26 protein-coding genes are annotated in these 23,023 nt (G+C 72.1%); 6 read left to right on the plus strand and 20 right to left on the minus strand.

What is annotated here, in order from left to right:
- Positions 1 to 290: 290 nt before the first annotated feature.
- Positions 291 to 2,072, minus strand: coding sequence for an ABC transporter ATP-binding protein (locus tag ACYVOM_RS07415; protein WP_460302487.1), 1,782 nt, complete (start codon positions 2,070 to 2,072; stop codon positions 291 to 293).
- Positions 2,069 to 3,835: an ABC transporter ATP-binding protein gene (locus ACYVOM_RS07420; RefSeq protein ID WP_460302616.1), complete on the minus strand. Its 1,767-nt coding sequence runs from the start codon at positions 3,833 to 3,835 to the stop codon at positions 2,069 to 2,071. The genes ACYVOM_RS07415 and ACYVOM_RS07420 overlap by 4 nt, the downstream gene beginning before the upstream one ends.
- 263 nt (positions 3,836 to 4,098) lie before the next feature.
- On the opposite strand from ACYVOM_RS07420, the gene ACYVOM_RS07425 reads away from it, so the two are divergent.
- Positions 4,099 to 5,346 (plus strand): hypothetical protein, encoded by a 1,248-nt coding sequence (locus ACYVOM_RS07425; RefSeq protein ID WP_460302488.1) that lies wholly within the window; start codon positions 4,099 to 4,101, stop codon positions 5,344 to 5,346.
- A 160-nt stretch (positions 5,347 to 5,506) separates the two neighbouring features.
- The gene (locus ACYVOM_RS07430; RefSeq protein ID WP_460302489.1) at positions 5,507 to 5,851 is read left to right on the plus strand and encodes a hypothetical protein; all 345 of its coding nucleotides are present in this window, start codon (positions 5,507 to 5,509) and stop codon (positions 5,849 to 5,851) included.
- A gap of 539 nt (positions 5,852 to 6,390) precedes the next feature.
- On the opposite strand, the gene ACYVOM_RS07435 is transcribed toward ACYVOM_RS07430, so the two are convergent.
- The 4 genes from ACYVOM_RS07435 to priA form a co-directional block, all read right to left on the minus strand.
- Complete coding sequence (locus tag ACYVOM_RS07435) at positions 6,391 to 7,245, minus strand: ATP-grasp domain-containing protein (protein ID WP_460302490.1); 855 nt, start codon at positions 7,243 to 7,245, stop codon at positions 6,391 to 6,393.
- Between the two features lie 123 nt (positions 7,246 to 7,368).
- The gene (gene hisF, locus ACYVOM_RS07440; protein WP_460302491.1) at positions 7,369 to 8,130 is read right to left on the minus strand and encodes an imidazole glycerol phosphate synthase subunit HisF; all 762 of its coding nucleotides are present in this window, start codon (positions 8,128 to 8,130) and stop codon (positions 7,369 to 7,371) included.
- Positions 8,127 to 8,516 carry a RidA family protein gene (locus ACYVOM_RS07445; RefSeq protein WP_460302492.1) on the minus strand — a complete coding sequence of 130 codons (390 nt, stop codon included), beginning with the start codon at positions 8,514 to 8,516 and terminating at the stop codon, positions 8,127 to 8,129. Before ACYVOM_RS07445 ends, hisF begins: the two co-directional genes overlap by 4 nt.
- Complete coding sequence (gene priA, locus ACYVOM_RS07450) at positions 8,513 to 9,232, minus strand: bifunctional 1-(5-phosphoribosyl)-5-((5-phosphoribosylamino)methylideneamino)imidazole-4-carboxamide isomerase/phosphoribosylanthranilate isomerase PriA (RefSeq protein WP_460302493.1); 720 nt, start codon at positions 9,230 to 9,232, stop codon at positions 8,513 to 8,515. The genes ACYVOM_RS07445 and priA overlap by 4 nt, the downstream gene beginning before the upstream one ends.
- A 164-nt stretch (positions 9,233 to 9,396) precedes the next feature.
- Here priA and ACYVOM_RS07455 point away from each other — a divergent pair, with 164 nt between their 5' ends.
- Positions 9,397 to 10,272, plus strand: a complete 876-nt coding sequence (locus ACYVOM_RS07455) for a dienelactone hydrolase family protein (protein ID WP_460302494.1) — start codon at positions 9,397 to 9,399, stop codon at positions 10,270 to 10,272.
- A 131-nt stretch (positions 10,273 to 10,403) separates the two neighbouring features.
- Positions 10,404 to 12,233, plus strand: coding sequence for a glycoside hydrolase family 15 protein (locus tag ACYVOM_RS07460; RefSeq protein WP_460302495.1), 1,830 nt, complete (start codon positions 10,404 to 10,406; stop codon positions 12,231 to 12,233).
- A 54-nt stretch (positions 12,234 to 12,287) separates the two neighbouring features.
- On the opposite strand, the gene ACYVOM_RS07465 is transcribed toward ACYVOM_RS07460, so the two are convergent.
- The 8 genes from ACYVOM_RS07465 to ACYVOM_RS07500 all read right to left on the minus strand — a co-directional run bounded on the left by ACYVOM_RS07465 (position 12,288) and on the right by ACYVOM_RS07500 (position 18,147).
- On the minus strand, positions 12,288 to 13,046 hold the full coding sequence (locus ACYVOM_RS07465; RefSeq protein WP_460302496.1) for a pirin family protein: 759 nt from the start codon (positions 13,044 to 13,046) through the stop codon (positions 12,288 to 12,290).
- Positions 13,047 to 13,117: 71 nt separating this feature from the next.
- The gene (locus ACYVOM_RS07470) at positions 13,118 to 13,321 is read right to left on the minus strand and encodes a hypothetical protein (protein WP_460302497.1); all 204 of its coding nucleotides are present in this window, start codon (positions 13,319 to 13,321) and stop codon (positions 13,118 to 13,120) included.
- Positions 13,322 to 13,511: 190 nt separating this feature from the next.
- Positions 13,512 to 14,141: an imidazole glycerol phosphate synthase subunit HisH gene (gene hisH / locus ACYVOM_RS07475; RefSeq protein ID WP_460302498.1), complete on the minus strand. Its 630-nt coding sequence runs from the start codon at positions 14,139 to 14,141 to the stop codon at positions 13,512 to 13,514.
- A gap of 13 nt (positions 14,142 to 14,154) precedes the next feature.
- A complete protein-coding gene (locus tag ACYVOM_RS07480) occupies positions 14,155 to 14,382 on the minus strand; it encodes a hypothetical protein (protein ID WP_460302499.1) in 228 nt (75 codons plus the stop codon).
- Entirely contained in the window at positions 14,379 to 14,972 is a 594-nt protein-coding gene (gene hisB, locus ACYVOM_RS07485; RefSeq protein ID WP_460302500.1) for an imidazoleglycerol-phosphate dehydratase HisB, read from the minus strand. Before hisB ends, ACYVOM_RS07480 begins: the two co-directional genes overlap by 4 nt.
- Complete coding sequence (locus ACYVOM_RS07490; RefSeq protein ID WP_460302501.1) at positions 14,969 to 16,078, minus strand: histidinol-phosphate transaminase; 1,110 nt, start codon at positions 16,076 to 16,078, stop codon at positions 14,969 to 14,971. The genes hisB and ACYVOM_RS07490 overlap by 4 nt, the downstream gene beginning before the upstream one ends.
- On the minus strand, positions 16,075 to 17,382 hold the full coding sequence (gene hisD, locus ACYVOM_RS07495) for a histidinol dehydrogenase (RefSeq protein WP_460302502.1): 1,308 nt from the start codon (positions 17,380 to 17,382) through the stop codon (positions 16,075 to 16,077). Before hisD ends, ACYVOM_RS07490 begins: the two co-directional genes overlap by 4 nt.
- Before the next feature lie 81 nt (positions 17,383 to 17,463).
- On the minus strand, positions 17,464 to 18,147 hold the full coding sequence (locus ACYVOM_RS07500) for a DUF6882 domain-containing protein (RefSeq protein WP_460302503.1): 684 nt from the start codon (positions 18,145 to 18,147) through the stop codon (positions 17,464 to 17,466).
- A gap of 128 nt (positions 18,148 to 18,275) precedes the next feature.
- On the opposite strand from ACYVOM_RS07500, the gene ACYVOM_RS07505 reads away from it, so the two are divergent.
- Positions 18,276 to 18,872 carry a hypothetical protein gene (locus tag ACYVOM_RS07505; protein WP_460302504.1) on the plus strand — a complete coding sequence of 199 codons (597 nt, stop codon included), beginning with the start codon at positions 18,276 to 18,278 and terminating at the stop codon, positions 18,870 to 18,872.
- Here ACYVOM_RS07505 and ybaK read toward each other — a convergent pair.
- Both ybaK and ACYVOM_RS07515 read right to left on the minus strand, forming a co-directional pair.
- Positions 18,756 to 19,244: a Cys-tRNA(Pro) deacylase gene (gene ybaK / locus ACYVOM_RS07510; protein ID WP_460302505.1), complete on the minus strand. Its 489-nt coding sequence runs from the start codon at positions 19,242 to 19,244 to the stop codon at positions 18,756 to 18,758. The two genes, ACYVOM_RS07505 and ybaK, sit on opposite strands and share 117 nt — an antisense overlap.
- A 24-nt stretch (positions 19,245 to 19,268) precedes the next feature.
- Positions 19,269 to 19,517 carry a chorismate mutase gene (locus tag ACYVOM_RS07515; RefSeq protein ID WP_460302506.1) on the minus strand — a complete coding sequence of 83 codons (249 nt, stop codon included), beginning with the start codon at positions 19,515 to 19,517 and terminating at the stop codon, positions 19,269 to 19,271.
- Between the two features lie 83 nt (positions 19,518 to 19,600).
- Between ACYVOM_RS07515 and ACYVOM_RS07520 the strand changes: the two genes are divergently transcribed.
- Entirely contained in the window at positions 19,601 to 20,122 is a 522-nt protein-coding gene (locus ACYVOM_RS07520; RefSeq protein ID WP_460302507.1) for a DUF1269 domain-containing protein, read from the plus strand.
- Here ACYVOM_RS07520 and ACYVOM_RS07525 read toward each other — a convergent pair.
- The 4 genes from ACYVOM_RS07525 to ACYVOM_RS07540 are packed head-to-tail and all read right to left on the minus strand — an operon-like array spanning position 20,119 to position 22,662.
- Positions 20,119 to 20,631, minus strand: a complete 513-nt coding sequence (locus ACYVOM_RS07525) for a GNAT family N-acetyltransferase (RefSeq protein WP_460302508.1) — start codon at positions 20,629 to 20,631, stop codon at positions 20,119 to 20,121. The two genes, ACYVOM_RS07520 and ACYVOM_RS07525, sit on opposite strands and share 4 nt — an antisense overlap.
- Positions 20,631 to 21,560 carry an RluA family pseudouridine synthase gene (locus ACYVOM_RS07530; RefSeq protein WP_460302509.1) on the minus strand — a complete coding sequence of 310 codons (930 nt, stop codon included), beginning with the start codon at positions 21,558 to 21,560 and terminating at the stop codon, positions 20,631 to 20,633. The genes ACYVOM_RS07525 and ACYVOM_RS07530 overlap by 1 nt, the downstream gene beginning before the upstream one ends.
- Positions 21,557 to 22,246: a signal peptidase II gene (lspA, locus tag ACYVOM_RS07535; RefSeq protein ID WP_460302617.1), complete on the minus strand. Its 690-nt coding sequence runs from the start codon at positions 22,244 to 22,246 to the stop codon at positions 21,557 to 21,559. Before lspA ends, ACYVOM_RS07530 begins: the two co-directional genes overlap by 4 nt.
- 32 nt (positions 22,247 to 22,278) lie before the next feature.
- The gene (locus ACYVOM_RS07540) at positions 22,279 to 22,662 is read right to left on the minus strand and encodes a TraR/DksA family transcriptional regulator (protein WP_460302618.1); all 384 of its coding nucleotides are present in this window, start codon (positions 22,660 to 22,662) and stop codon (positions 22,279 to 22,281) included.
- Positions 22,663 to 23,023 lie beyond the last annotated feature (361 nt).

Raw genomic sequence — 23,023 nt, forward strand, 5'->3', positions numbered from 1 at the left:
ACGGCCCGCGAGAGGAGAAAACCCTGCCCAGTAAGGGAATTCACCTGTTCCTGGCCTCTACCCGACCGATTCCACAGATCCGTTCCGTATCCCCCCGCACACCTTCCGCATCCCTCGCGCCCGCACCCGCAGGACACAGGCTTGATCACGCAAAGCTCACGGCCCGGCGACGGCTACGTCTCGAATTCAAACCCACACCCGTTGTCAGATACATCCGTATCCAGAAACTTTCCGTAATCTTAGAAAAGCCGTGCTCCCCGGCCAACGGGGAGCACGGCTTTTCCGTCGGGTCACAGCGCGCTGTGCGCTTTCCAGGAGGCGTGGAGGTCTGCGTAGATGCCCGGGGTGGCGACGAGGGTGGTGTGGTGGCCTTGTTGGACTATGCGGCCCTTGTCGAAGACGAGGACCTCGTCGGCGGCTTCGGCGGTGGAGAGGCGGTGGGCGATGGCGACCGAGGTGCGGCCGCGAGTGATGCCGTCGAGGGCGCGCTGGATGCGGACCTCCGTGGCGGGGTCGACGGCCGAGGTGGCCTCGTCGAGGACGAGGAGGTCGGGGTCGGCGAGGTAGGCGCGGGCGAGGGCTGCGAGCTGCCTCTCGCCGGCCGACAGGGATTCGCCGCGCTGCCCGACGGGGGTGTCGAGGCCGCGCGGCAGGCCCGCGAGCCAGTCGGCGAGCCCGAGTTCGGCCAGTGCCGCGATGATCTCCTCGTCGGTGGCGGTGGGCCGCCCGTAGCGGATGTTCTCCCCCAGCGTGGTGTCGAAGAGGAACCCGTCCTGCGGGACGATGACGATCCGTTCGCGCAGTGAGGAGAACCGCACCCGGTCCAGCGGCACGCCGTCGACGAGGACCGCCCCTTCGGCGGGGTCCATCAGCCGCGTCAGCAGCTTCGCGAAGGTCGTCTTGCCCGATCCGGTCTCGCCGACGACCGCGATCCGCGCCTGCGGCGGGATCCGCACGTCGACCCCGTCGAGCACCCGCGGCCCCGACGGGTAGGCGAACGCCACGTCCTCGAACCTGACCTCGACGGGGCCGCGCGCGAGGACCTGCCCGTCCTCGCCGGGGTCGGCGACGTCCGGCTCGGTGTCGAGGACGCCGAGGACCCGCCGCCAGCCCGCGATCGCGTTCTGCGCGTCGTTGAGGATCTCCGTGGCCTGCTGCATCGGGCTGACGAACAGGGTCACCAGGAACAGGAACGCGACGAGTTCGCCGGCGCTGATCCCGCCGCCGATCCCCAGCAGCACGCCGCCGATGACGACGGCCCCGGTGGCGATCGCCGCGACGATCTCGCTCGTCGGGAACGTCATGGCCACCAGGCCCTGGGCGCGCTTCTGCGCGCTGCGGCCCAGCTCGACGGCCTGGTCCACCCGCTCGGCGGTGCGGTTCTCGGCCGCGTACGCCTTGATCACCGGCGCGCCGACGACCGACTCGCTGACCGCGGCCAGCAGGTCGCCCATCCGTTCGCGGACCGCGAGGTAGGCGCGGGAGATCAGCTTCTGGAAGAAGCGCAGTGCGACCGCCAGCGGCAGGAACGCCACCCAGACGACGAGGGTGAGCTGCCAGGAGTAGATCGCCATCAGGACCGTGACGACGACGACCTCGCCCGCCGAGATGAGGAACATCAGCCCGCCCCACTGCATGAACTGGCTGATCTGGTCGACGTCGCCGGTGACGCGCGAGACGAGGCCGCCGCGCCGCTCGGTGCTCTGGGTGAGCATCGACAGGTCGTGCACGTGCCGGAACGCCTTGACGCGCAGCGTCGCCAGGGACCCCTCGGTGCGCCGGTAGAGCCGCACGTTCATGAGGTAGGCGCTCAGCGCGGTGACGACGGTCGCCGCCGCGCACAGCAGCACGGCGTTCCTGACGTAGCCGAGGTCGGCCCCGCCCGCGTCGGGCAGGCCGTGGTCGATGGTCTGCTGGACGGCGATCGGGATCACGACGCGGCCCGCCGTGGCGACCAGGGCGAGGAGCAGGGTCAGGGAGAGCCCGCGCCGGAACTCGGGGGTGATCGCGAGGCCGCGGCGCAGGGTGGCGAAGGCCCCTTCCTTGAGGGCCGTCTCGTTCAGTGCGGTCATGCCCTCACGTCCTCTCCCGCGTCGGCCCCGTCGAGGCCGTCCAGTGCCGTCGCGTCTTCCGGCGGGTCGCTCTCGACGCGTTCGGCCTCGGCGTCCTCGTAGGCGTTGACGAGGTCGCGGTAGGCGGCCGAGCGGGCGAGCAGCTCCGTGTGGGTGCCCCGGTCGGCGACCCTGCCGCGTTCGAGGTGCACGACCTCGTCGGCCAGCGCGATGGTGGCCTTGCGGTAGGCGACGACCACGACGCTCGCCGCGCTCTCCCGCAGTCCGCCGAGGATGCGTGCCTCGACCTGCGGGTCGACGCTGGAGGTCGCGTCGTCGAGGACCAGCAGGCGGGGCCCGCGGACCAGGGCGCGGGCCAGGGCGAGGCGTTGGCGCTGGCCGCCGGAAAGGGTGGCGCCGCGCTCGCCGAGGCGTGTGTCGAGACCGTCGGGCAGCCCTGCCACGAACCCGTCGGCCTGGGCGAGGCGGAGCGCGGCCCACACGTCGGCGTCGGGCAGGCGGCCTTCGAGGTCGACGTTGCCGCGGACCGTGTCGTCGAACAGGAAGGTGTCCTGGGGGACGAGCGCGGCGGCGCGGGCCACCTCGCCGGCGGCGAGGTCCCGCACGTCCGCGCCGTCGATGCGCACGGCGCCCTCGCGGGGGTCGACCAGGCGCACGAGCAGGGACGCCAGCGTCGACTTGCCCGAGCCGGTGGGCCCGACGATCGCGACGGTCCGGCCCGGCTCGACGCTGAGGCTCGCCCCGGACAGCACCGTGCCCTCGTCGCCGTACCCGAAGGTCAGGGACTCGGCTTCAAGGCGGGCGGCGGACGCGGAGTCCAAGGCGCCCTCCCCGTACGGCATCGCGCCTTCGGCGTCCAGGACGGCCCGGACCCGCTCCCAGCCGACGACGCTGCGGGGCAGCTCGGCCAGCACCCAGCCGAGGGACCGGACGGGCCAGGACAGCAGCGTGAACAGGTAGCAGACCTGGACGAGGTCGCCGGTGTCGATCGCGCCCGCGTCGAGGCGGGCGGAGCCGAACAGCAGCACCGCGAGCACCCCGAAACGGGGCAGGGACTCAAGGACCGGGTCGAACAGCCCGCGCACCCGCCCGACGTCGACGTTGGCGTCGCGCAGCCGCTCGGCGGCCGTCCGGAACCGCTCGGTCTCGGCGGCCTCCCGGCCGAGGGTCTTGACCACCAGGCCGCCCTCGAAGCTCTCGTGCGCGACCTCGCTGAGCTCGGCGCGCAACTGCTGCGCCCGCGCCACCCGCGGCGACAGGACGCGCTGGTAGACCAGGTTGAGCAGCGCGATCAGCGGGAAGAGCAGGAACCCGACGACCGCCAGAGGCAGGTCCACGGCCAGGATCGAGACCGCGGCGAAGACCAGCATGAACACCACGCCGACGGCCATCGGCAGCGGCGCGATCGGCGCCCACAGGGCCTCGATGTCGCTGCTGGCGTTGGACAGCAGCTGCCCTGTGGGGTGCCGCTGGTGCCACGCCAAGGGAAGCCGCAGGTACTGGCGGGTCACCGAGCGGCGGTAGCGGGCCTGGAGGTTGTACTGCATGAGGCCGGCCCAGAAGCGCCGCCCGGCCACCCCGACCGCCTTGAGCAGCGCGACGGCCACGATGGCTGTGGCGCCCGCGGCGAGCGCGCCCTTCCCTGCCTCGCCCGCGGCGAAGGCCGGGAGGATCACCCGCTCGGTGACCTCGCCGAGCACCCAGGCGCTCGCCACCGTCATCCCGCCGTACAGCGCGCTGGCCACGACGGACAGCGCGAACATGAGCGGTTCGGTGCGGATCGCCACCCCCAGCACCCGCAGCCCGGCGCGCAGCACCCGGGGGTTGACCCGATCTGTCACGAAAGATCTCCCAGCGTTACCCGACTATTTCGGCACCCATGCCTACCATCGCCGACCGACGGTTATTCCCGGAAGATCACTCGGAGGTGACAAAAGCCGATGAACCGGCGATGAGCGGTGATCATCCAGACCCGTCAGGGAAAAGGCACTTGCCCCCCGTGTCCTCACCTGCGCATGCTGGCGTGGTGGACGCACATGTGACTCAGCCCGTCGACACCCTGCACGGCCAGCTCCAGCGCGGTCTCGGCCGCGCCGCAAGGCGCGCGGCGCGCACGCGCGGCGCAGGGGAGTTCGTGTACGACTGCGTCCGCAGGGACCCCAGGTGGGACCGGCAGGTCGAATCGCGCAGCCTCTACTACGCGCGCCTGATCGTCGATCTCGAACTGCCCGTCCACCCGCTGTCGGACCACCTCTTCGACCCCGCCGACTCCGACGACGGCGACGAATGGCGGGCCTCCCTCGCCATCGACACGCTCACCGACCTCGTCCGGCTCAGCCGCCGGGAGGCCGCCGCCCCCCTGCGCCGCTACGCCGCCGACGGGGCCCACTGGTTCGAAGCCCTCGACGCCCTCGTCTCCCTCGGCGACCCCGCCCTCGTCCCCGGGCTCGGCGCCGTCGCCGCAGCCCGCTGCGACGAGGACGACCTGCACTGGCTCGTCGACGACCCAGGCAACCCCGTCATCCGGCAGTGGGCCGCCGAACACCCGGTGATCGCCGACGCCGTCGCCCGGCGCGGCACCGGCCCCACCCCGCGCACCCGCGAGCACCACCGGCCCACCGGCTCCGACGGCGAACTCGTGGCCCTCGCCCACCAGCGCTCCGACGCCTCCGTCGAAGCCATCCTGGAACTCGGCAGACGCCGCAGCCCCGCCCTGTTCGACCTCGCCGAGGAATTCCTGCCCGAAGGCGCGGGACGCTGGCGCGGCGTGATCTGCCGCGCCCTGCGCGAATGCGGCCCCGCCGCCCTCCCGAGCGCCCGCCGCTGGGCCCACGGCACCCCCGGATGCCGCAAGGTCGCGATCGCGATCCTCGCCGGCCACGGCACCGCCCAGGACGTCCCCGTGCTCGTCGACGACCTCGAAGCCGCCCTCAAGGCACGCGCCTGGGGCCGGGCCGCGCACCCCGTCGAAGGACTCGGAAGACTCCGCGCCGGCGCCGCCGTACCGCTGCTCAAGGAAGCCTGGACCGCCACCGAGTACGCCTACCTGCGGCCCAGACTGCTCACCGCGCTCCTGCGCACCGCCCCCCACACCGCCGAAGCGCACGCCGCCGAAGCGCTCTGGGACTGCGAGGAGGAGGCCCGCCGCATCGGCGCGCACAGAGCCCCCCTCACCGAGGACAACAGCCTGCGGCTGCGCCGCCTCGCCACCTGCGCCGCCGAAGAACCCGGAGTCGTCTCCGCCGCCGTCGACCGGGCCGCCCCCGAACTGTGACGCCCCGAACTCTGGCGCCCCGGACTGTGCCGCCCCGAAAAACCCGCCGCGGATCATCACCCGGTATCGGCCGGACCCCCCTCGTCCTCCTCCCGAAGCACGAGGAAGTGGTCCCCCAGCGCGATGTGCCCGCCCCCGCGCGCCGCCTACACTCGCTCGCATGATCTCCGCTAAGACGCGCCTCCTCCTGGCCGCCCCCCTGCTCGCCCTCGCCCTCGGCACGGCGTCGGCCTGCTCGAGCGAGAACACGGACTGCTCCCTGACCTCCGGCACCTGCACCGTCACCTTCGACCGCGGCGTCGACGCCAAGGCCAGCGTCCTCGGCGTCGACGCCCAGCTCGTCGAAGCCACCGACACCCAGGTCACCGTGAACATCGGCGGCCAGAACGTCACCGTCCCCCTCGACGGCGAACAGCAGTCCGGCGACTTCAACGTCCGCGTCAAGTCCATCACCCAGGACAACGTCATCCTGGAGATCTCCACCGGCGTCACCGTCACTGAGTAGCTGGCCCTACCTCCGGCCCTGGGGGCCTGCGGGACGGCTGTGATCGGGCTGTGTCCTTGGCCGTCCCTCCGGCCCTGGGGGCCTGCGGGACGGCTGTGATCGGGCGCTTTCGCGCCCTGGGCTGCCCCTCCGGCCCTGGGGGCCTACGGGGCAGCCCAGGGGCGCCCGATCACGTGAGAGACCGCGCCTGGCGGCGCTCCCTGGAAGCGACCCCGTGCAGGGCCGCGCCTGGCGGCGCTCCCTGAGAGCGATCCGCGCTCAGCCGCACCTTCGGTGCTTGGAACGACCCCTGTGCGGCCGGCCTTCGCGCTCCCTGGGACCAGCCCGCGCGTGGCGTGCCTTGCGGCGCTCCCTCGAACGCCGTGTGGCCGCGGCTGGGGGCGCATTCTGGGAGCGGTTCGTGGCATGGGTGCGGCTGGGGGTGGTTTCTGAAGGTCTGCGGCTTGGGCATGTCCGGCGGTGCTTCGTGGGAAACGGTGGTGGGGGCGNNNNGGGGGGGGGGGGGGGGGGGGGGGGGGGGGGGGGGGGGGGGGGAAGGGTCAGTGGAGTCTTTGGGTCATGGCGGTGGCTAGGCGGGTGGGGGAGCCGGGGGCGTGGGTGAGGAAGAGGGAGGGTTCGGCGAGTTCCAGTTCGAGGAGGACGGGGGCCCCGTCGGGGCCCGGGATCAGGTCGATCCGGGCGTAGAGGAGGTTCTTCGGGGCCGCGGCGAGGACCTCCGCGGCGAGGGACAGTTCGGCCCTTGAGGCCTCGCGAGCGGTGATCTGCTCCCGCTCGTCCTTGGTGTCGGCGATGATCTCCTGGACCCCGGAGCCCGGAGCGAGGATGGGGGCCTTGCGGACGGCGTGGCTGAACGCGCCGTCGAAGAAGATCAGGGCGGTCTCCCCCGCCGTGTCGACCGCGTCCAGGTACGGCTGGACCATGACGGTGGCGCCTTCGGCGCGCAGCCGCGCGAGGTGCTCGGCGGCCGGACCGGCCTCCTGCGCCGACCAGCGCGCGGTGTCGCGGGCCCCCGCCGAGACCGCCGGCTTGATCACGTAATCGGGCCACTCGGGCAGCTCGACCGGGTCCCACAGCGTCGGGACGACGGGGATGCCCGCCGCGCCGAGCTCGCGCAGATAGCGCTTGTCGGTGTTCCAGCGCAGCACCGCGGCCGAGTTCTCCAACCGGGCGCCGGCGCGCTCCACCTCCTCGGCCCAGGCGAGGAACTCCTCGCGCCGGGTCGAGTAGTCCCAGGTGCTGCGCACGAGCACGAGGTCGTACCGCGCCCAGTCGGCGGGCCCGTCCCAGACGACGGCCTCGGCACCGTGCCCCAGCGCGGCGAGCTCCTCGATGAGCGCGGGCGTGTCCTCGTCCCCGTCGGGCAGGTCGGCGAAAGTGGCGATGGCGAACTTCATCCCGACAGGTTATGCGTATAACGTGACCTTCAGCCCGCAAAAACCGGATATCTCACCACTTACCGGAAGAACATGAACGGGCGGCGTCCCGAAGGACACCGCCCGCACGCGCACCGCCCCGCCTCACCTGACGACGTGGCCCGCCGCCGCGATCGCGCCCTTCACCTCGGAGATCAGCAGATCGCCGAAGTGGAAGACCGAGGCCGCAAGAACGGCGTCGGCACCGGCCTCTACGGCCGGAGGGAAGTGCTCCAGGGCGCCCGCACCGCCGGAGGCGATGACGGGCACCCCGACGACCTCGCGGACCCGGCGCAGCATCTCCAGGTCGAAGCCCGCCTTGGTGCCGTCGGCGTCCATCGAGTTGAGCAGGATCTCGCCGACGCCCAACTCCTCGGCCTGGCGGCACCACTCGATCGCGTCGATGCCGGTGCCCTTGCGGCCGCCGTGGGTCGTCACCTCGAAGCCCGAAGGGGTGTCGGCGCAGCGCCGGGCGTCGGCCGACAGCACGATGCACTGGCTGCCGAAGCGGTGCGCGGCCTCGCGCAGGAACTCCGGCCGGGCGATCGCCGCGGTGTTCACCGACACCTTGTCGGCGCCCGCGCGCAGCAGCCTGTCGACGTCCTCGACGGTGCGGATGCCGCCGCCCACCGTCAGGGGGATGAACACCTGCTCGGCGGTGCGGCTGACGACGTCGTAGGTGGTCGAGCGGTCGCCGGAGGAGGCGGTGATGTCCAGGAACGTCAGCTCGTCCGCGCCTTCGGCGTCGTACCGGCGCGCGAGTTCCACCGGGTCGCCCGCGTCGCGCAGGTTCTGGAAGTTGACGCCCTTGACCACGCGCCCGGCGTCGACGTCCAGGCACGGGATCACCCGTACGGCCACGGTCATGCCACTGCTCCCCGGTAGGCGTCCACTTCGACTTCCACGAGCATCCGCGGGTCGAGCAGGCCCGCGACGATCAGCATCGACGCCGCGGGCCGCACGTCGCCGAACAGCGAGCCGTGGGCGCGGCCCACCGGCTCGGTGTGCTCGGCCGACGTGACGTACATCCTGGTCCGCACGACGTCCCGGATCGACAGCCCGAGCCGCTCCAGCGACCAGAGGGCGACCTGGAAGGCGGTGCGGGTCTGCTCGTAGGCGTCGCCGACGTGGACGACCTCGCCGTCCACCGTCGCGGTGCAGCCGGAGACGAACGCCATGTCGCCCGCGAGCACCGCCCGCGAGTACCCGATCACTTCCTCCCAGGGTCCGCCCGAGGAGATCCGCTCGATCATCGAGTGAGCTCCAGCGCTTCCTCTAGGGTGAACGCCTGCGCGTACAGGGCCTTGCCGACGATCGCGCCCTCGACGCCGAGCGGCACGAGGTCCTTCAGCACCTTCAGGTCCTCCAGCGAGGACACGCCGCCGGAGGCGATCACGGGCTTGTCGGTGCGCCCGCAGAACTCGCGCAGCAGATCGACGTTCGGGCCCTTGAGCGTGCCGTCCTTGGTGACGTCGGTGAGGACGTAGCGGGAGCAGCCGTCCTCCTCCAGGCGGGCCAGCACCTCCCACAGGTCACCGCCCTCACGGGTCCAGCCGCGGGCGGCCAGCGTGGTGCCGCGCACGTCGAGGCCGACGGCGACGCGGTCGCCGAACTCGGCGATGGCGCGCCGGGTCCACTCGGGGTCCTCCAGCGCGGCGGTGCCGAGGTTCACCCGCTGGCAGCCGGTGTCGAGGGCGGCGCGCAGCGAGGCGTCGTCGCGGATGCCGCCGGAGAGCTCGACCTTGACGTCCAGCCTTCCGGTGACCTCGCGCAGCAGTTCGCGGTTGGAGCCGCGGCCGAAGGCGGCGTCCAGGTCGACGAGATGGATCCACTCGGCGCCCGCGCTCTGCCAGGCGAGGGCCGCGTCGAGGGGGTTGCCGTATCCGGTCTCGGTGCCGGCCTCGCCCTGCACCAGGCGCACGGCCTGGCCATCGGCGACGTCAACGGCGGGAAGAAGCGTCAGGGTCATGCCGGAAAGCCTACCGGGAACGGTCTTGACCGGCGCTTTCCGCTCCCCGTCCGGAAATGATCTTCCATCCGGTCGCGCGCGCCGCGGGGACAGGGCGGGGTGGCGGCTATCACACTGCGTGAGCGTCGGATCACCACCACCTCAGTGAGAGGGGGCACTCCCCTTTGCTCTCGACCGTCTCCCGGGCCCTGTCGGTCCCGTTCGCGGCCCTCGTCGCCCTGCTGCCCGTCCAGGCTCCCGGTGCGGCGCACGCGGCCCCGCGGGCCGCCGCCGGGCCGTACCAGCGCGGTCCCGCGCCCTCCGCGGAGTCCGTCGCCTCGACGGGGCCGTTCGGGGTCGCGCGGCTGCGGATGGTGGCCGGGCAGGGCACCGCGGCGGGCACCGTGCACTACCCCGTCGACATCTCCCAGGGGACGTTCGGGGCGGTGGCCGTGATGCCGGGCTTCCTCGGCACGGAGAAGTCGATCGCGGTCTACGGGCCGCTCCTGGCCTCGCACGGGTTCGTGGTGTTCACCCTGAACGCCCGGCACCGCACCGACCGGCCGGACGCCCGCGCCACCCAGCTCCTCGCCGCGCTGGACCGGCTCGCCGCCGGGCCCGTCCGCGACCGGATCGACCCGGCGCGCCTCGCCGTCATGGGCCATTCGATGGGCGGCGGCGCGGTGCTGCGGGCGGCGGCCCAGCGGCCCGCCATCAAGGCCGCGGTGCCGCTCGCGCCCTGGCACCTGGAGCGGGACTGGCGCTCGATCCGGGTGCCCACCCTCATCTTCGGCTCCGACGACGACCGGGTGGCGCCGGTGCGCGCCCACGCCGAGCCGTTCTACAAGAGCATGACGCGCGCCCCGGAGAAGGCCTATGTCGAATTGCGCAAGCGCGGCCACCTGAGCTTCATCGTCGCCCATCCCGTGATCACCAGGTACACGGTGTCCTGGTTGAAGCGATATGTCGATGAAGACACCAGATACGACCAGTTCCTATGCCCGGGTCCGGCTTTTCCGACTCGGGAGATCAACGAATACCGTGGCACGTGCCCCTCATGACCCAAGACGGCACATCCGCCCCCGAGGTCGACCTATCCTGGCACCCGGGGTTACCCACTGGTCCGTAGAACGGATCACGCTGTTAACACGTCCGCAATCCGCCCATCACACAACCGAGGACCATCAGAAGAGTGCCTCGAAATGGATCGGTCCAGTACGGCCGTTACCTGCCCATCGAAGAACACGCGATCGTCGGCGACCTGCGCACCGTCGCACTCGTCGGCACCGACGGGACCATCGACTGGTTCTGTCCGGGGCGCTTCGACGCCCCCTCCCTCTTCGCCTCCCTGCTCGACGCGCGCAAGGGCGGGTTCTTCTCGCTGTCCTGCCGCTCGGCCAACCGCCCCAAGCAGCTGTACCTGCCCGACACCAACATCCTCATGACGCGCTTCCTCACCGCGGAGGCAGTCGGCGAGGTCATCGACTTCATGGTGCCGGAGACCAGCGGGTCGGCCCCGCCCCGCGACCTCATCGTGCGCCAGGCGCGCGCGGTGCGCGGCAGGGCCACCTTCGAGCTGGGCTGCTACCCCGCGTTCGACTACGGGCGCGCCTCGCACGAGATCGAGATCGTCGACGGGGTGGGCGCGGTGTTCACCTCCTCGGCCGGCCGCTTCGTGCTGCGCTCGAACGTGCCGCTGATCCACGACGGCGACGGGGTGAAGGCGACGTTCACGCTCGACGAGGGCGAGACCGTCGACGTCGTCCTGGAGTGGCAGGGCCAGGTGCACCCGCTGGTGCCCGGCGAGGCCGACGAGATGTTCCTGCGCACCCAGGAGTTCTGGCAGAAGTGGATCGGGCAGTCCCGCTACCGGGGCCGCTGGCGCGAGATGGTCCACCGCTCCGCGCTGGCGCTGAAACTGCTCGTCTACCACCCCACCGGCGCCCTGGTCGCCGCGCCCACCACGTCGCTGCCCGAGGGCATCGGCGGCGTGCGCAACTGGGACTACCGCTACGCGTGGCTGCGCGACTCGGCCTTCACCATCTACTCGCTCATGCAGCTCGGCTTCCTCGAGGAGGCCGCGGCGTTCATGGAGTGGCTCCAGCTGCGGTGCGAGGAGGCCACGCTGGAGCGCGACGTCATGATCATGTACTCGGTCGACGGGTCCGACAAGATCCCCGAGCACACGCTCGACCACCTCGAGGGGTACCGGGGGTCGCGTCCCGTCCGGATCGGCAACGGGGCGGCGGGACAGCGCCAGCTCGACGTCTACGGCGAGATCATGGAAGCGGTGTACATGTACAACCGCGAGGTCCCGATCTCCTACGACCTGTGGCAGACCCTCTCCAAGCGCCTCGACTGGCTCGCCGACCACTGGGAGGAGCCGGACGAGGGCATCTGGGAGGTCCGCGGCGGACGCCAGCGCTTCACCTACTCCGGCCTGCAGACCTGGACGGCCTTCGACCGGGCGCTGCGCCTGGCCCGCGACCGCGGCCTTCCGGCACGGTCCAACAAGTGGCAGCGCCTGGCCGCCAAGGCCTACCGGTTCGTCCAGCAGGAGTGCTGGGACCCCGCGATCGGCGCCTACGTCATGCACCCCGGCAGCAAGCTCCTGGACGCCGCCGTCCTGTGCATGCCGATGGTGAAGTTCTCCGGCCCGACCGACCCGCGCTTCCTCATGACGCTCGACCGCTTGGGCAAGGAACTCGTCTCCGACAGCCTGGTCCACCGGTACGCCGCCACCGGCCACGACGGCCTCGAAGGCGAGGAGGGCACCTTCAACCTCTGCTCCTTCTGGTACGTCGACGCCCTCACGGCCGCCGGACGCGTCAAGGAGTCCCGGATGGTCTTCGAGAAGATGCTCACCTACGCCAACCACGTGGGCCTCTACGCCGAGGAGATCGGCCCGTCGGGCGAGGCCCTGGGCAACTTCCCCCAGGCCTTCACCCACCTGGCCCTGATCAGCGCCGCGGTCAACCTCGACCGCGCCCTGGACAACAACGGCGCCCTGGTCCGCCCGTAGGCACACCGAGACCGCCCGGTCCCCTTCCTCGGGGACGGGCGGTCTTCGCGTCCGTCAGGCCGCGACCTTGGCGTGCATCTCCCAGACGAGGACCTCGGAGTCGGCCGAGGCCGTCACGCGCTGCCCGCCGGTGGCGGTGAGCCGCACCGCGTCTCCCTCGTGCAGCGCTCCCGCCCCTTCCAGCTCGACCCCGCCGCGCGCGACGAACAGGTGCAGGTAGGGCGCGTCCGGCAGGTTCACGGTGCCACCGGGCCGCAACCTCGCGACGTGCAGCGCCGCGTACTTGTTCTTGATCCGGATCGCGGTGTCGAACTCGTGCTTCGCCATCCCGGACGCGACGGTCTTGAGGCCGCCGCGCAGCAACTCGTCGCCGATCTCCAACTGCTCGTAGCCGGGCTTGATCCGCGCCTCGTCCGGCACCACCCACATCTGGATGAAGTGGACGGGATCGGCGTGCTCATCGCCGCCCTGGAGCCGCCACGCGTCGTTCTTCTCCGAGTGCAGGATCCCCGTCCCCGCGCTCATCCGCTGGGCGAGCCCCGGGTAGATCACCCCGTTGTGCCCCTCGGAGTCCTGGTGCACCAGCGACCCCCGCAGCACCCACGTGACGATCTCCATGTCCTTGTGCGGATGCGTCTCGAACCCGGCCCCGGGCTTCACGGTGTCGTCGTTGTTGACCAGCAGCACCCCGTGGTGCGTGTTGTCCGGGTCGTAGTGCCCCCCGAACGAGAACGAGTGCTTGGAGTCGAGCCAGTCGATCTTCGTCTTGTCCCGCTCATCCGCCCGCCGGATGTCCACCGCAGCCTGCGCCATCGGACGCACCTCCCTGCTTTCGTTGAAACTTAAACCATCCTCCCACCCCGCGCATTCCCCCGCCCTCCGGGTCACCTCTTGTCGAACGCCAGGAACGCCGCCACCGGCACGATCAGCAACGACCCCACCAGCACCGCGAACCGCTCCATCCCGCTCAGCCCGAACCCGGCGGCGAAGCTCTGCACGACCACCAGGAACACCACCATGCTCCCGAACCGCATCCTGCGCGCCCGCGCGGCCGACCCCGCCGCCCCCGAAGGCAGCACCTTCCCCACGGCCCTCCCCAACCGCCTCCACTTCGCCTTCCGCGCCTGCCGCGCCCGGTTCTCCTCAGCCGCCCGCGCCGCCGCAGCCTCCCGCTCAGCCCTCCGCCGAGCCCTCTCCTTGCTCATCCCCCCAGTATCACCGCAGCCCGGACACGCCGGAACGCCCCGGTCAGGGCGACCGGGGCGTTCCGCGGCGCGGCTACAGGGTGGTGAGCCAGTTGGTGAGGAGGGTGGCGCCGGCGTCGCCGGACTTCTCCGGGTGGAACTGGGCGGCGGACAGGGGGCCGTTCTCGGCGGCGGCGACGAAGGGCTCGCCGTGTTCGGCCCAGGTGACGACGGGGGGCTTCAGGCGTTCGGGCTCGGGAAGCTCCCACTTGCGGACGGCGTAGGAGTGGACGAAGTAGAAGCGGGTGTCGGCGTCCATGCCCTGGAAGAGGACGGAGTCCGGCGGGGCCTGCACGGTGTTCCAGCCCATGTGCGGGATCACCGGCGCGTGCAGGCGCTCGACCGTGCCCGGCCATTCGGCGCAGCCCTCGGTGGTGATGCCGTGCTCGACGCCTTGGGCGAAGAGGATCTGCATGCCGACGCAGATGCCGAGGACGGGGCGGCCGCCGGCCAGCCGGCGGCCGATGATCTGGTCGCCGCGCACCGCCTTCAGGCCCTGCATGCAGGCGGCGAACGCGCCGACGCCCGGGACGATGAGGCCCTCGGCCTCGACCGCCGCCTCGAAGTCCGACGTGACGGTGACGTCCGCGCCGACGCGCGCGACCGCGCGCTCGGCCGAGCGCAGGTTGCCCGACCCGTAGTCGAGGATGACGACGTTCTTCATTTCCGGCCCTCCCTCACAGCCTGCCCATGGCGGCGAGGGCCGACAGCACGGCCAGCACCGCGACGATCACCGCCGCCACTTTCAGTCCCTGCCTGATGAAGCTGTACACGCCGGTGGCGAGGAACAGCGCGACCGCGAACAGCAGCATGGCCGTCCACGGGACGGAGAGGCCGAAGAGGTTGACGGTCCCCTCGTCGGCGAGCACCCCGGCCGCGGCCAGACCCGTCTCGAGCGCCGTCACAGGGCGCCCTTGGTCGACGGGATGCCGTGCACGCGCGGGTCGAGTTCGCTCGCGTAGCGCAGCGCCCGCGCCAGCGCCTTGAACTGGGCCTCGACGATGTGGTGGGCGTTGCGGCCGTACGGCACGTGGACGTGCAGGGCGACCTGGGCGTTGGCCACGAACGACTCGAGGATGTGCCGGGTGAGCGTGGTGTCGTAGTCGGGCCCGATCATCGGCGCCATGCCGGCGGGCTCGGAGTGCACCAGGTACGGGCGGCCGGAGAGGTCGACGGTGACCTGGGCGAGGGCCTCGTCCAGCGGGATGGAGGCGTCGGCGAACCGGCGGATGCCGCTCTTGTCGCCCAGGGCCTGGCGGAAGGCCTCGCCGAGGGCGATCGCGGTGTCCTCGACGGTGTGGTGGCTGTCGATGTGCAGGTCGCCCTCGGTCCGCACGGTCAGGTCGAACGAGCCGTGCTTGCCGAGCTGGGCGAGCATGTGGTCGTAGAAGCCCACACCGGTCGAGACGTCGACCTTCCCGGTGCCGTCGAGGTCGATCTCGACGAGGACCTTGGTCTCCTTGGTGGCCCGCTCGACGCGGCCGATCCTGCTCACTGTGTCTCCTTGAGGGATTCCTGCAGGGCGGCGCGGAAGGCCGCCATCTCCTCGGGCGTCCCGACGGACACCCGCAGCCAGTTCGGGGGGCCGACGGCCCGGATGAGGACGCCGCGATCGAGCATCCGCCGCCAGAGCGCGTCCCGGTCGGCGAACTCGCCGAACAGGACGAAGTTGGCGTCGGAGTCGGCGACCTTGAGTCCTGCGCCGCGCAGCCACTCGACCGCCGCGTCGCGTTCGCCGCGCAGCTGCTCGACGTAGCCGAGCAGCTCTTCGCGGAACGACAGCGCGGTCCGCGCGACGGCCTGGGTGACCGACGACAGGTGGTAGGGCAGCCGGACCAGCAGCAGCGCCTCCAGCACCGCCGGGTCGGCGGCGAGGTAGCCGAGGCGGGCCCCGGCCAGGGCGAACGCCTTGGACATGGTCCGGGTGACGATCAGCCGCGGGTGGCCTTCCAGCAGCTCCAGCGCCGACGGGGTGCCTTCGCGGCGGAACTCCCCGTAGGCCTCGTCGACGACGACCATGCCGGGCGCGACCTTCAGGACGGCCTCGATGGCCGCGAGGTCGAGCGACGTGCCCGTCGGGTTGTTCGGCGAGGTGAGGAACACGATGTCGGGCCGGTGCTCGGTGACCGCGGCGATCGCCCGGTCGGCCTCCAACCCGAAGTCCTCGGCCCGGTAGGCGTCGATCCACCTGGTATTGGACACCTTGGAGATCGTCGGGTGCATCGCGTAGGACGGCTCGAAGCCCATCGCGGAGCGGCCGGGGCCGCCGAAGGCCTGGACGATCTGCTGGATGATCTCGTTGGAGCCGTTGGCGGCCCACACCCGGGAGGCGTCGAGGGCGACGCCGGACTCGGCCGTCAGGTAGGCGGCGAGGTCGGCGCGCAGCGCGAGGGCGTCGCGGTCGGGGTAGCGGTTGAGGCTCCCGGCGGCCTCGGCGACGGACTCGCCGAGCGCCTTGACGAGCGCGTCGGACGGCCCGTACGGGTTCTCGTTGGTGTTGAGCTGCACGGGCACGTCGAGTTGCGGCGCGCCGTAGGCCTTCTCCGAGCGCAGGTCGTCGCGCAGGGGCAGGTCCGCCAGCGATACGGACGAGGACGTCATGAAGGGATCTCCCAGTCGAAGCGGGCCTTGAGCGCGGCGCCGTGCGCGGGCAGGTCCTCGGACTCGGCCAGCGTGACGACGCGGGCCGTGGCCTCGGCGAGCGCGGCGCGGTCGTACTCGACGACGTGGATGCCGCGCAGGAACGACTGGACGGACAGGCCGGAGGAGTGGCAGGCGCAGCCGCCGGTGGGCAGCACGTGGTTGGACCCGGCGAGGTAGTCGCCCAGGGACACCGGCGCGTACGGCCCGACGAAGACGGCCCCGGCGTTGCGGACGCGGGCGGCGACGGCCGCGGCATCGGCGGTGTGGATCTCCAGGTGCTCGGCGGCGTAGGCGTTGACGACGTCGAGCCCGGCCTCGGTGTCGGAGACCAGCACGATCGCGGACTGGCGGCCGGACAGCGCCTCGGCGACCCGCTCGCGGTGCTTGGTGCGGGCGACCTGCACGGCGAGTTCGGCCTCGACGGCGTCGGCGAGCTCCACCGAGTCGGTGACGAGGACCGAGGCGGCGATGGTGTCGTGCTCGGCCTGGCTGATCAGGTCGGCGGCGACGTAGGCGGCGTCGGCGGTCGCGTCGGCGAGGACCGCGATCTCGGTCGGGCCCGCCTCGGCGTCGATGCCGACGACGCCGCGCAGGTAGCGCTTGGCGGCGGCGACCCAGATCGAGCCGGGGCCGGTGATCAGGTCGGTCCGGCGGCACTCCTCGGTGCCGTAGGCGAACATGGCGAGGCTCTGCGCGCCGCCGACCGCGTAGACCTCCTCGACGCCCAGCAGCGCGCAGGCGGCCAGGATGGTCGGGTGCGGGAGGCCGCCGTGGTCCTTCTGGGCGGGCGAGGTGACGGCCAGGGAGCCGACCCCGGCCTCCTGGGCGGGCACCACGTTCATGACCACGCTGGACGGGTAGACGGCCTTGCCGCCCGGCACGTACAGGCCGACCCGGTCGACCGGGACCCAGCGCTCGGTGACGGTGCCGCCGGGCACCACGGTGGTGGTGACGTCCTTGCGGCGCTGCTCGCGGTGCACGATCCGGGTGCGCCGGATGGCCTCCTCCAGCGCGTCGCGGACTGCCGGGTCCAGGTTCTCCAGCGCGGCGGTGATCGCCTCGGCCGGGACCCGCGTGGTGGTCAGCTCGACCCCGTCGAACTGCGCGGTGTAGCGCAGGACCGCCTCGACCCCGTGATGCCGCACGTCCTCACAGATCGGCCGCACCTTCTCCAGGGCGGCCTCGACGTCGAAGTCGGCGCGGGGCAGCACGTCGCGCAGGTCGCCGGGAAGGGCGCCGCGCAGGTCGATTCGGGAAATCACGAGCCCAAGTCTACGGACAGCGACGCCGGGGGCGGGAATCGGTTTCAGGTGCTGAGACGCCGGGAGGGGCCGGGAAGCACGTCAGACGCGGGCGGGGGCGGCCCAGTCGGCGAAGCGGGGGTCGCCGGAGAAGTCGGCGGTGGCGGTGGCCCCGCCGGGCAGCCGGGCCTCGGTGCGGGCGCCGGAGCGGCGGTAGGGCACGCGGTGGTGGGCGAGGAACCGGGTGAGGGTCAGCTGGGGGTCGGCGGGGAAGAGCGAGACGGCCTTGCCGATCAGCGCGGGGACGGCGGCGGCGTCGAAGGGCGCGAGCGGGATCGCGGGGTCGTCGACGAGCAGGTAGGCCGATCCCCCGTCGTAGCCGGCGCCTATGTAGCCGGACCCGCCGAGCACCCCGGCGGCGGCGACGGCGATCAGGTGGCCCGCGTGGCCCCCCTCGAACCAGGAGAGGTCCACTTCCGGCGCGGTGAACTCCGGGACGCCGAGGCGCACCCCCATCTCCCGGACGCCCAGGGTGGGTTTGACGGCGGGGTGGGCGGGGCCGAACTGGGCGTTGGCCCACCCCCACAACCAGGTACGCTCTGCGGAGGCGTAGCTGCCGAGAAGGCCCACCGTGACGGTGGTCCCCCCGCTGGTGTAGCTCCGGCCGTTGAGGTCGGCGCTCCAGTCGGCGCGGGGCAGCCGGGCGGCCAGGGTCTCCTGCTGGGCGAGGACGATGGCGGACAGCGCGGCACCCAGGCGTTCGAACGCCGAGCTGAATCCTGACATGTTCGGAACACTACCTGCGGCGGCCTGGTTTGTGTTCTCTTCGCGGAGGGACCCCTCGGTGACGTTACGCTGCGAGAGATCAACTTTCCGGGGACGTCTGGAGCGTGACTATTGTGGCCCGGCGAGACGTGGCCCGGCAACTGCGTGCCTGGGCGATCCTGACGGGAACACTGGCCCTGGCCGGCGTCCCCGCCGGGCTGCTGTGGGTCTGGCTGGCCGTCCGGCCGGAGTACGTGGTCGTCTCCGGGCAGGCGCTCCTCCTCGACCCCGAGACGCAGGACCTCATCGGCGCCGACGGCAGGCTCGCCGCCGTCTGCGCGGCCTTCGGCCTGGCGGCCGGGCTCCTCGCCTACTGGCGGGGCGGCAGGGGCCGCGACGTGGCCCTGGTCCTCGGCCTGACCGCGGGCGGCCTGCTCGGCTCGCTCGTCGCCTGGTGGCTCGGCCACAGGTTCGGGCTCGCCGCGTTCACCGAGGCGGTCGCCTCCGGCGCCGACGGCACCCGCGTCCGCGGCCCGCTCGGCCTCCACGCCACGGGCGTCCTGACGCTCTGGCCGCTCGTCTCGGTGGTCGTCTTCGGTGTCCTGGAGGCCCTGGACGCGGCCCGGCGGCTACCTGCGGCCGATGGCGGCGAGCCCGGCCCCGGTGATGCGGACCAGATCGGCGGGGGCCAGTTCGATCTGGAGGCCGCGCCGCCCGGCGGAGACGTAGACGGTCGGGAACGCTGACGCGCTGTCGTCGACCACGGTGGGGAGCCGCTTGCGCTGCCCGAGCGGGCTGATCCCGCCGACCACGTAGCCGGTGGCCCGCTCGGCGTCGGCGGGGTCGGCCATCTGCGCCTTCTTGCCGCCGACGGCCGAGGCCAGCGCCTTCAGGTCGAGCTGGCCCGCCACGGGCACGACCCCGACCGTGAGCCTGCCGTCCACCTCGGCCAGGAGGGTCTTGAACAGCCGCTCGGGCGCGACCCCGAGGGCCTCGGCCGCGGCCTCTCCGTAGGAGGCGGCGTTCTCGTCGACCTCGTAGGGGTGCAGGCTGTACTGGATCCCCGCCTTCGTCGCAGCGACGGTGGCCGGGGTCCCCTTGGATGCGCCTTTCGCCATGATCCAGAGCTTAACCGTCCCGCGCTAGGCGCCGGAGGCGTCGAGGCCCGCCTCGATGACCGCGTTCATGATCCGGGCGAGGTGCTCGCGGGTGAGGCTGGGCGCGAGCGGCAGCATCGCCTCGACGATCGCGGCCTCCCGCTCCAGGTCGCGTCCCCGGTGCCCGCCGACGGGCTTGATCCGCTGCACGGAGGCCGCGAGGGCGGCGCGGCGCTCCAGGAGGGCGGCGAGTTCGGCGTCCACCTGGTCGATGGCGGAACGAACCTGCGCCAAAGTGGCGGTTTCTGAATCATCCGGGCGCATGATCCCATCGTAGTGAAGTTCCGGGAGCGGCCCGGACGGGAAAGGCAGGGATCATGGCAGACCAACCGCAGCAGAAACTCCTCGTGATCGGGTTCGACGACCCGCTCAAGGCGAGCGAGTTCATGCTCACCGCCGCCCGGATGCAGAAGCACGACCAGCTCCAGGTGCACGACGCGGTCTTCATCGAACGCGACCTCGAAGGCAAGTCCGTCGTACGCGAGACCCGCGACGTCACCCCGGGCCGCGGCGCGCTCGGCGCGGGGATGTGGGGCCTGCTGCTGGGCACCCTGCTCGGCGGTCCCGTCGGCGGCCTCGTGGCGGGCGCGGCCAGCGCGGGCGGCGGCGCGCTGCTGTCCAAGCTGATCGACACCGGGATCAAGGACGAGAAGATCGCGGAACTGCGCGAGGCGGTCCCGCCGGGCAGCACCGCGCTCGCGCTGCTGATCAGCCACTTGTCGCTGGCCGACCTCCAGAGGGAGCTGACCCGCTTCCCCGGCGCCTCGCTCGTGGAGTCCGACCTCTACGACGCGGCCATCCACGCCGTCCGCGTCAGCCTCGGCGAGATCGAGGACTAGAGCTCGCGCCGCATCCAGACGTGCGGAATGCCCGCCTCCATCTCCTCCGGACCGTACTCACCGGGCCCGGCGCAAGAGCACTCTGCGAAACCGGCTTCGCCGGGGCGCCCGTGCACCGCGCAGAACGTGGAGTAGCCGAGGCGGGCGTAGAACCCGGCGGCGTGGGTCTGGGCGTGCAGTTCGATCGCGGTCAGACCCGCGCGGCGCGCGTGGTCCTCCACGGCGCGCACCAGCGCCGCCCCCAGGCCCGTGCCCCGGGCGGGCCCGCGCACCGCGAGGCGGCCGAGCACCCCGACGCCCTCGCGGGTGCGGGTGAGCAGCCGGACGGTGCCGAGCGCGACGTCGCCGGAGCGGGCCACGAAGTGGTCGGCCACGTCGTCGAGGTCGTCGATCTCGATCTCCTCGGGCACGCCCTGCTCGCCGACGAAGACCTCGAAGCGGATCTCGAAGGCGTCACCCAGCCCTTCGGCGCCCTCGACCAGGGCGATCGAGGGCGCCTGCGGCTCCATCAGGACTCCTCCGCGACGATGTCCAGCGCCCTCTGGAGATCGGCCGGGTACGGGCTGGTGAACTCGACGTACTCGTCGGTCGCCGGGTGCAGGAAGCCCAGCCGGACCGCGTGCAGCCACTGCCGCTCGACGCCCAGGCGCGCGGCCAGGGTCGGGTCCGCGCCGTAGAGCATGTCGCCGACGCACGGGTGGCGCAGCGCCGACATGTGCACCCGGATCTGGTGGGTGCGGCCGGTCTCCAGGGTGATGTCCAGCAGGGACGCCGCCCGGAACGCCTCGATCGTGTCGTAGTGGGTGACCGAGTTCCGTCCGCCCGCGACCACCGCGAACCGCCCGTTCCCGGACGGGTGCCGGTCGATCGGCGCGTCCACGGTGCCCCGGAACGGGTCCGGGTGGCCCTGGACGAGGGCGTGGTAGCGCTTGGTCACCTCGCGGTCGTGGAAGGCGCGCTTGAGGTGGGAGTAGGCCCGCTCGCTCTTGGCCACGACCATGCAGCCCGTGGTGTTGGCGTCCAGCCGGTGGACGATGCCCTGCCGCTCGGCCGCGCCGCCGGTGGCGACGGTGTGGCCCGCGCCCAGGAGGCCGCCGATCACGGTCGGGCCGGTCCAGCCGGTGGTCGGGTGGGCCGCGACGCCGACGGGCTTGTTGACCACGACGATGTCGTCGTCCTCGTAGAGGATCGTCATGCCGGGGACGGGCTCGGCGACCGGCACGGGGGCGCTCGGCGGGGGCGGGAGCAGCACTTCGAGCCAGGCTCCGGCGGTCACCCGGTCGGACTTGGCGACCTCGCGGCCGTCGACCTGGACGTCGCCGGCGGCGATCACCTCGGCGGCCCTGCCGCGCGACAGGCCGAAAAGCCTGGCCAGCGCGGTGTCGACCCGCTCGCCCTCCAGCCCCTCGGGCACGTACAGCGAACGCTGGTCGCTCATTCCTTCGCCTCCGGCGCACTGTCGGCCGGGGCCTTGTCCGAGCGCTCAGGGGCCGTCTCAGCGGCTTCGGGGGCGCCTTCTCCGGCCTCCCCCTCGCCGACGGACCCGGTCTCGGCTCCGGGCTCAGCCTCACCGGACTCCGCCTCGTCCGCGGACTCCTTGGTCTCCCGGGTGCCGTCCGGCTGGTAGCCCAGCCCGGCGAGCAGGACGGCCAGGATGCCGCCGAAGACGATGCAGGTGTCGGCGAGGTTGTAGACCGGCCACCCTTCGAAGAACGGCCAGGTGGGCCACTCGATCCAGTCCACGACATGGCCGTGGAAGACCCCGGGCGCGCGGACCAGCCGGTCGATCAGGTTGCCGAAGGCGCCGCCCAGCAGCAGGCCGAGCGTGATCGCCCAAGGGACGCTGCGCAGGTCCTTGGCGTAGCGGATGATCGCGATCGTCACGCCGAGGGCGATGATCGTGAACACCCAGGTCATGCCGCTGCCGATGGAGAAGGCCGCGCCCGCGTTGCGGACGACGTTCAGCCTGCTGAGGCCCAGCGGCAGCTCGATCGGGCGCTGGCCTTCGAGCACGGCCACGACCACGAGCTTGGACACCTGGTCGATCAGCACGGCGAGCAGCGCCACGCATCCGAACAGGACGATACGACGACGGGGCCGGGACCCCGTCTCTTCTGCGGTAATGGTCCCGGCTCCCTGAGAGTCGTAGGCGTCGCTCAGCGACGCTCCTCGCGTTGTTTGCATGGCACACATAGAGTCGCGCGCGGGAAGGCCTGGAGGCGCGCTTTGCCGATCGCCTGCCCGCAGTTGTCACATACACCATAGGTGCCCGCGTCGATGCGCGCGATCGCGCGCTCGTTCTGCTCGAGCAGGTCCCGGCAGTTGTTGGTGAGCGCCAGCTCGTGTTCCCGCTCGTAGGTCTTGGCGCCCGCGTCGGCCTGGTCGTCGCCCGCGCCCTCGCCGGAGTCGCCGTGCTCGGCGGCCTGGTTGAGCGCGGCCCTGATCTCCGCGGCGAACTCCTCGATCTCCGCGCTCAGCCTGGTCCTGACCTCGGCGAGCTCCTTGACCGTCCAGTGCTCTTCGCCCTCGCGCACCGGCAGCGCGTCGGCCTTGGCCGCGGCCTTCTCGGCGGCCTTCTCCGCTGCCGCGTCGGACGGCGCGGACTTCGACGGCGCCGATTTCGGCGCGGATTTCGTCGGTGCCGACTTCGATTGCGCCGACTTGTTCTTCACGCTCGCGGTTCCGGCCATCGCGGGCCCCCTCGCGTCGAGCTTCTCTTCGACGGGCAGTGCGGGAAGCATAGGTCTCCATTCGGCGGGACGGCAAACACCCGGGGGCGCTGCCGATCGGTCACCACCCGCATATGCCCCACGACGCGGTGTCAGGAACCGCGCAATTGGTCGATCTTTTCGGTGAGCTGGATCACATCCCCGTGCCCCCGCGGCGTCCGGTGAGCAGACG

It is taken from the genome of Actinocorallia aurea (assembly GCF_054783995.1).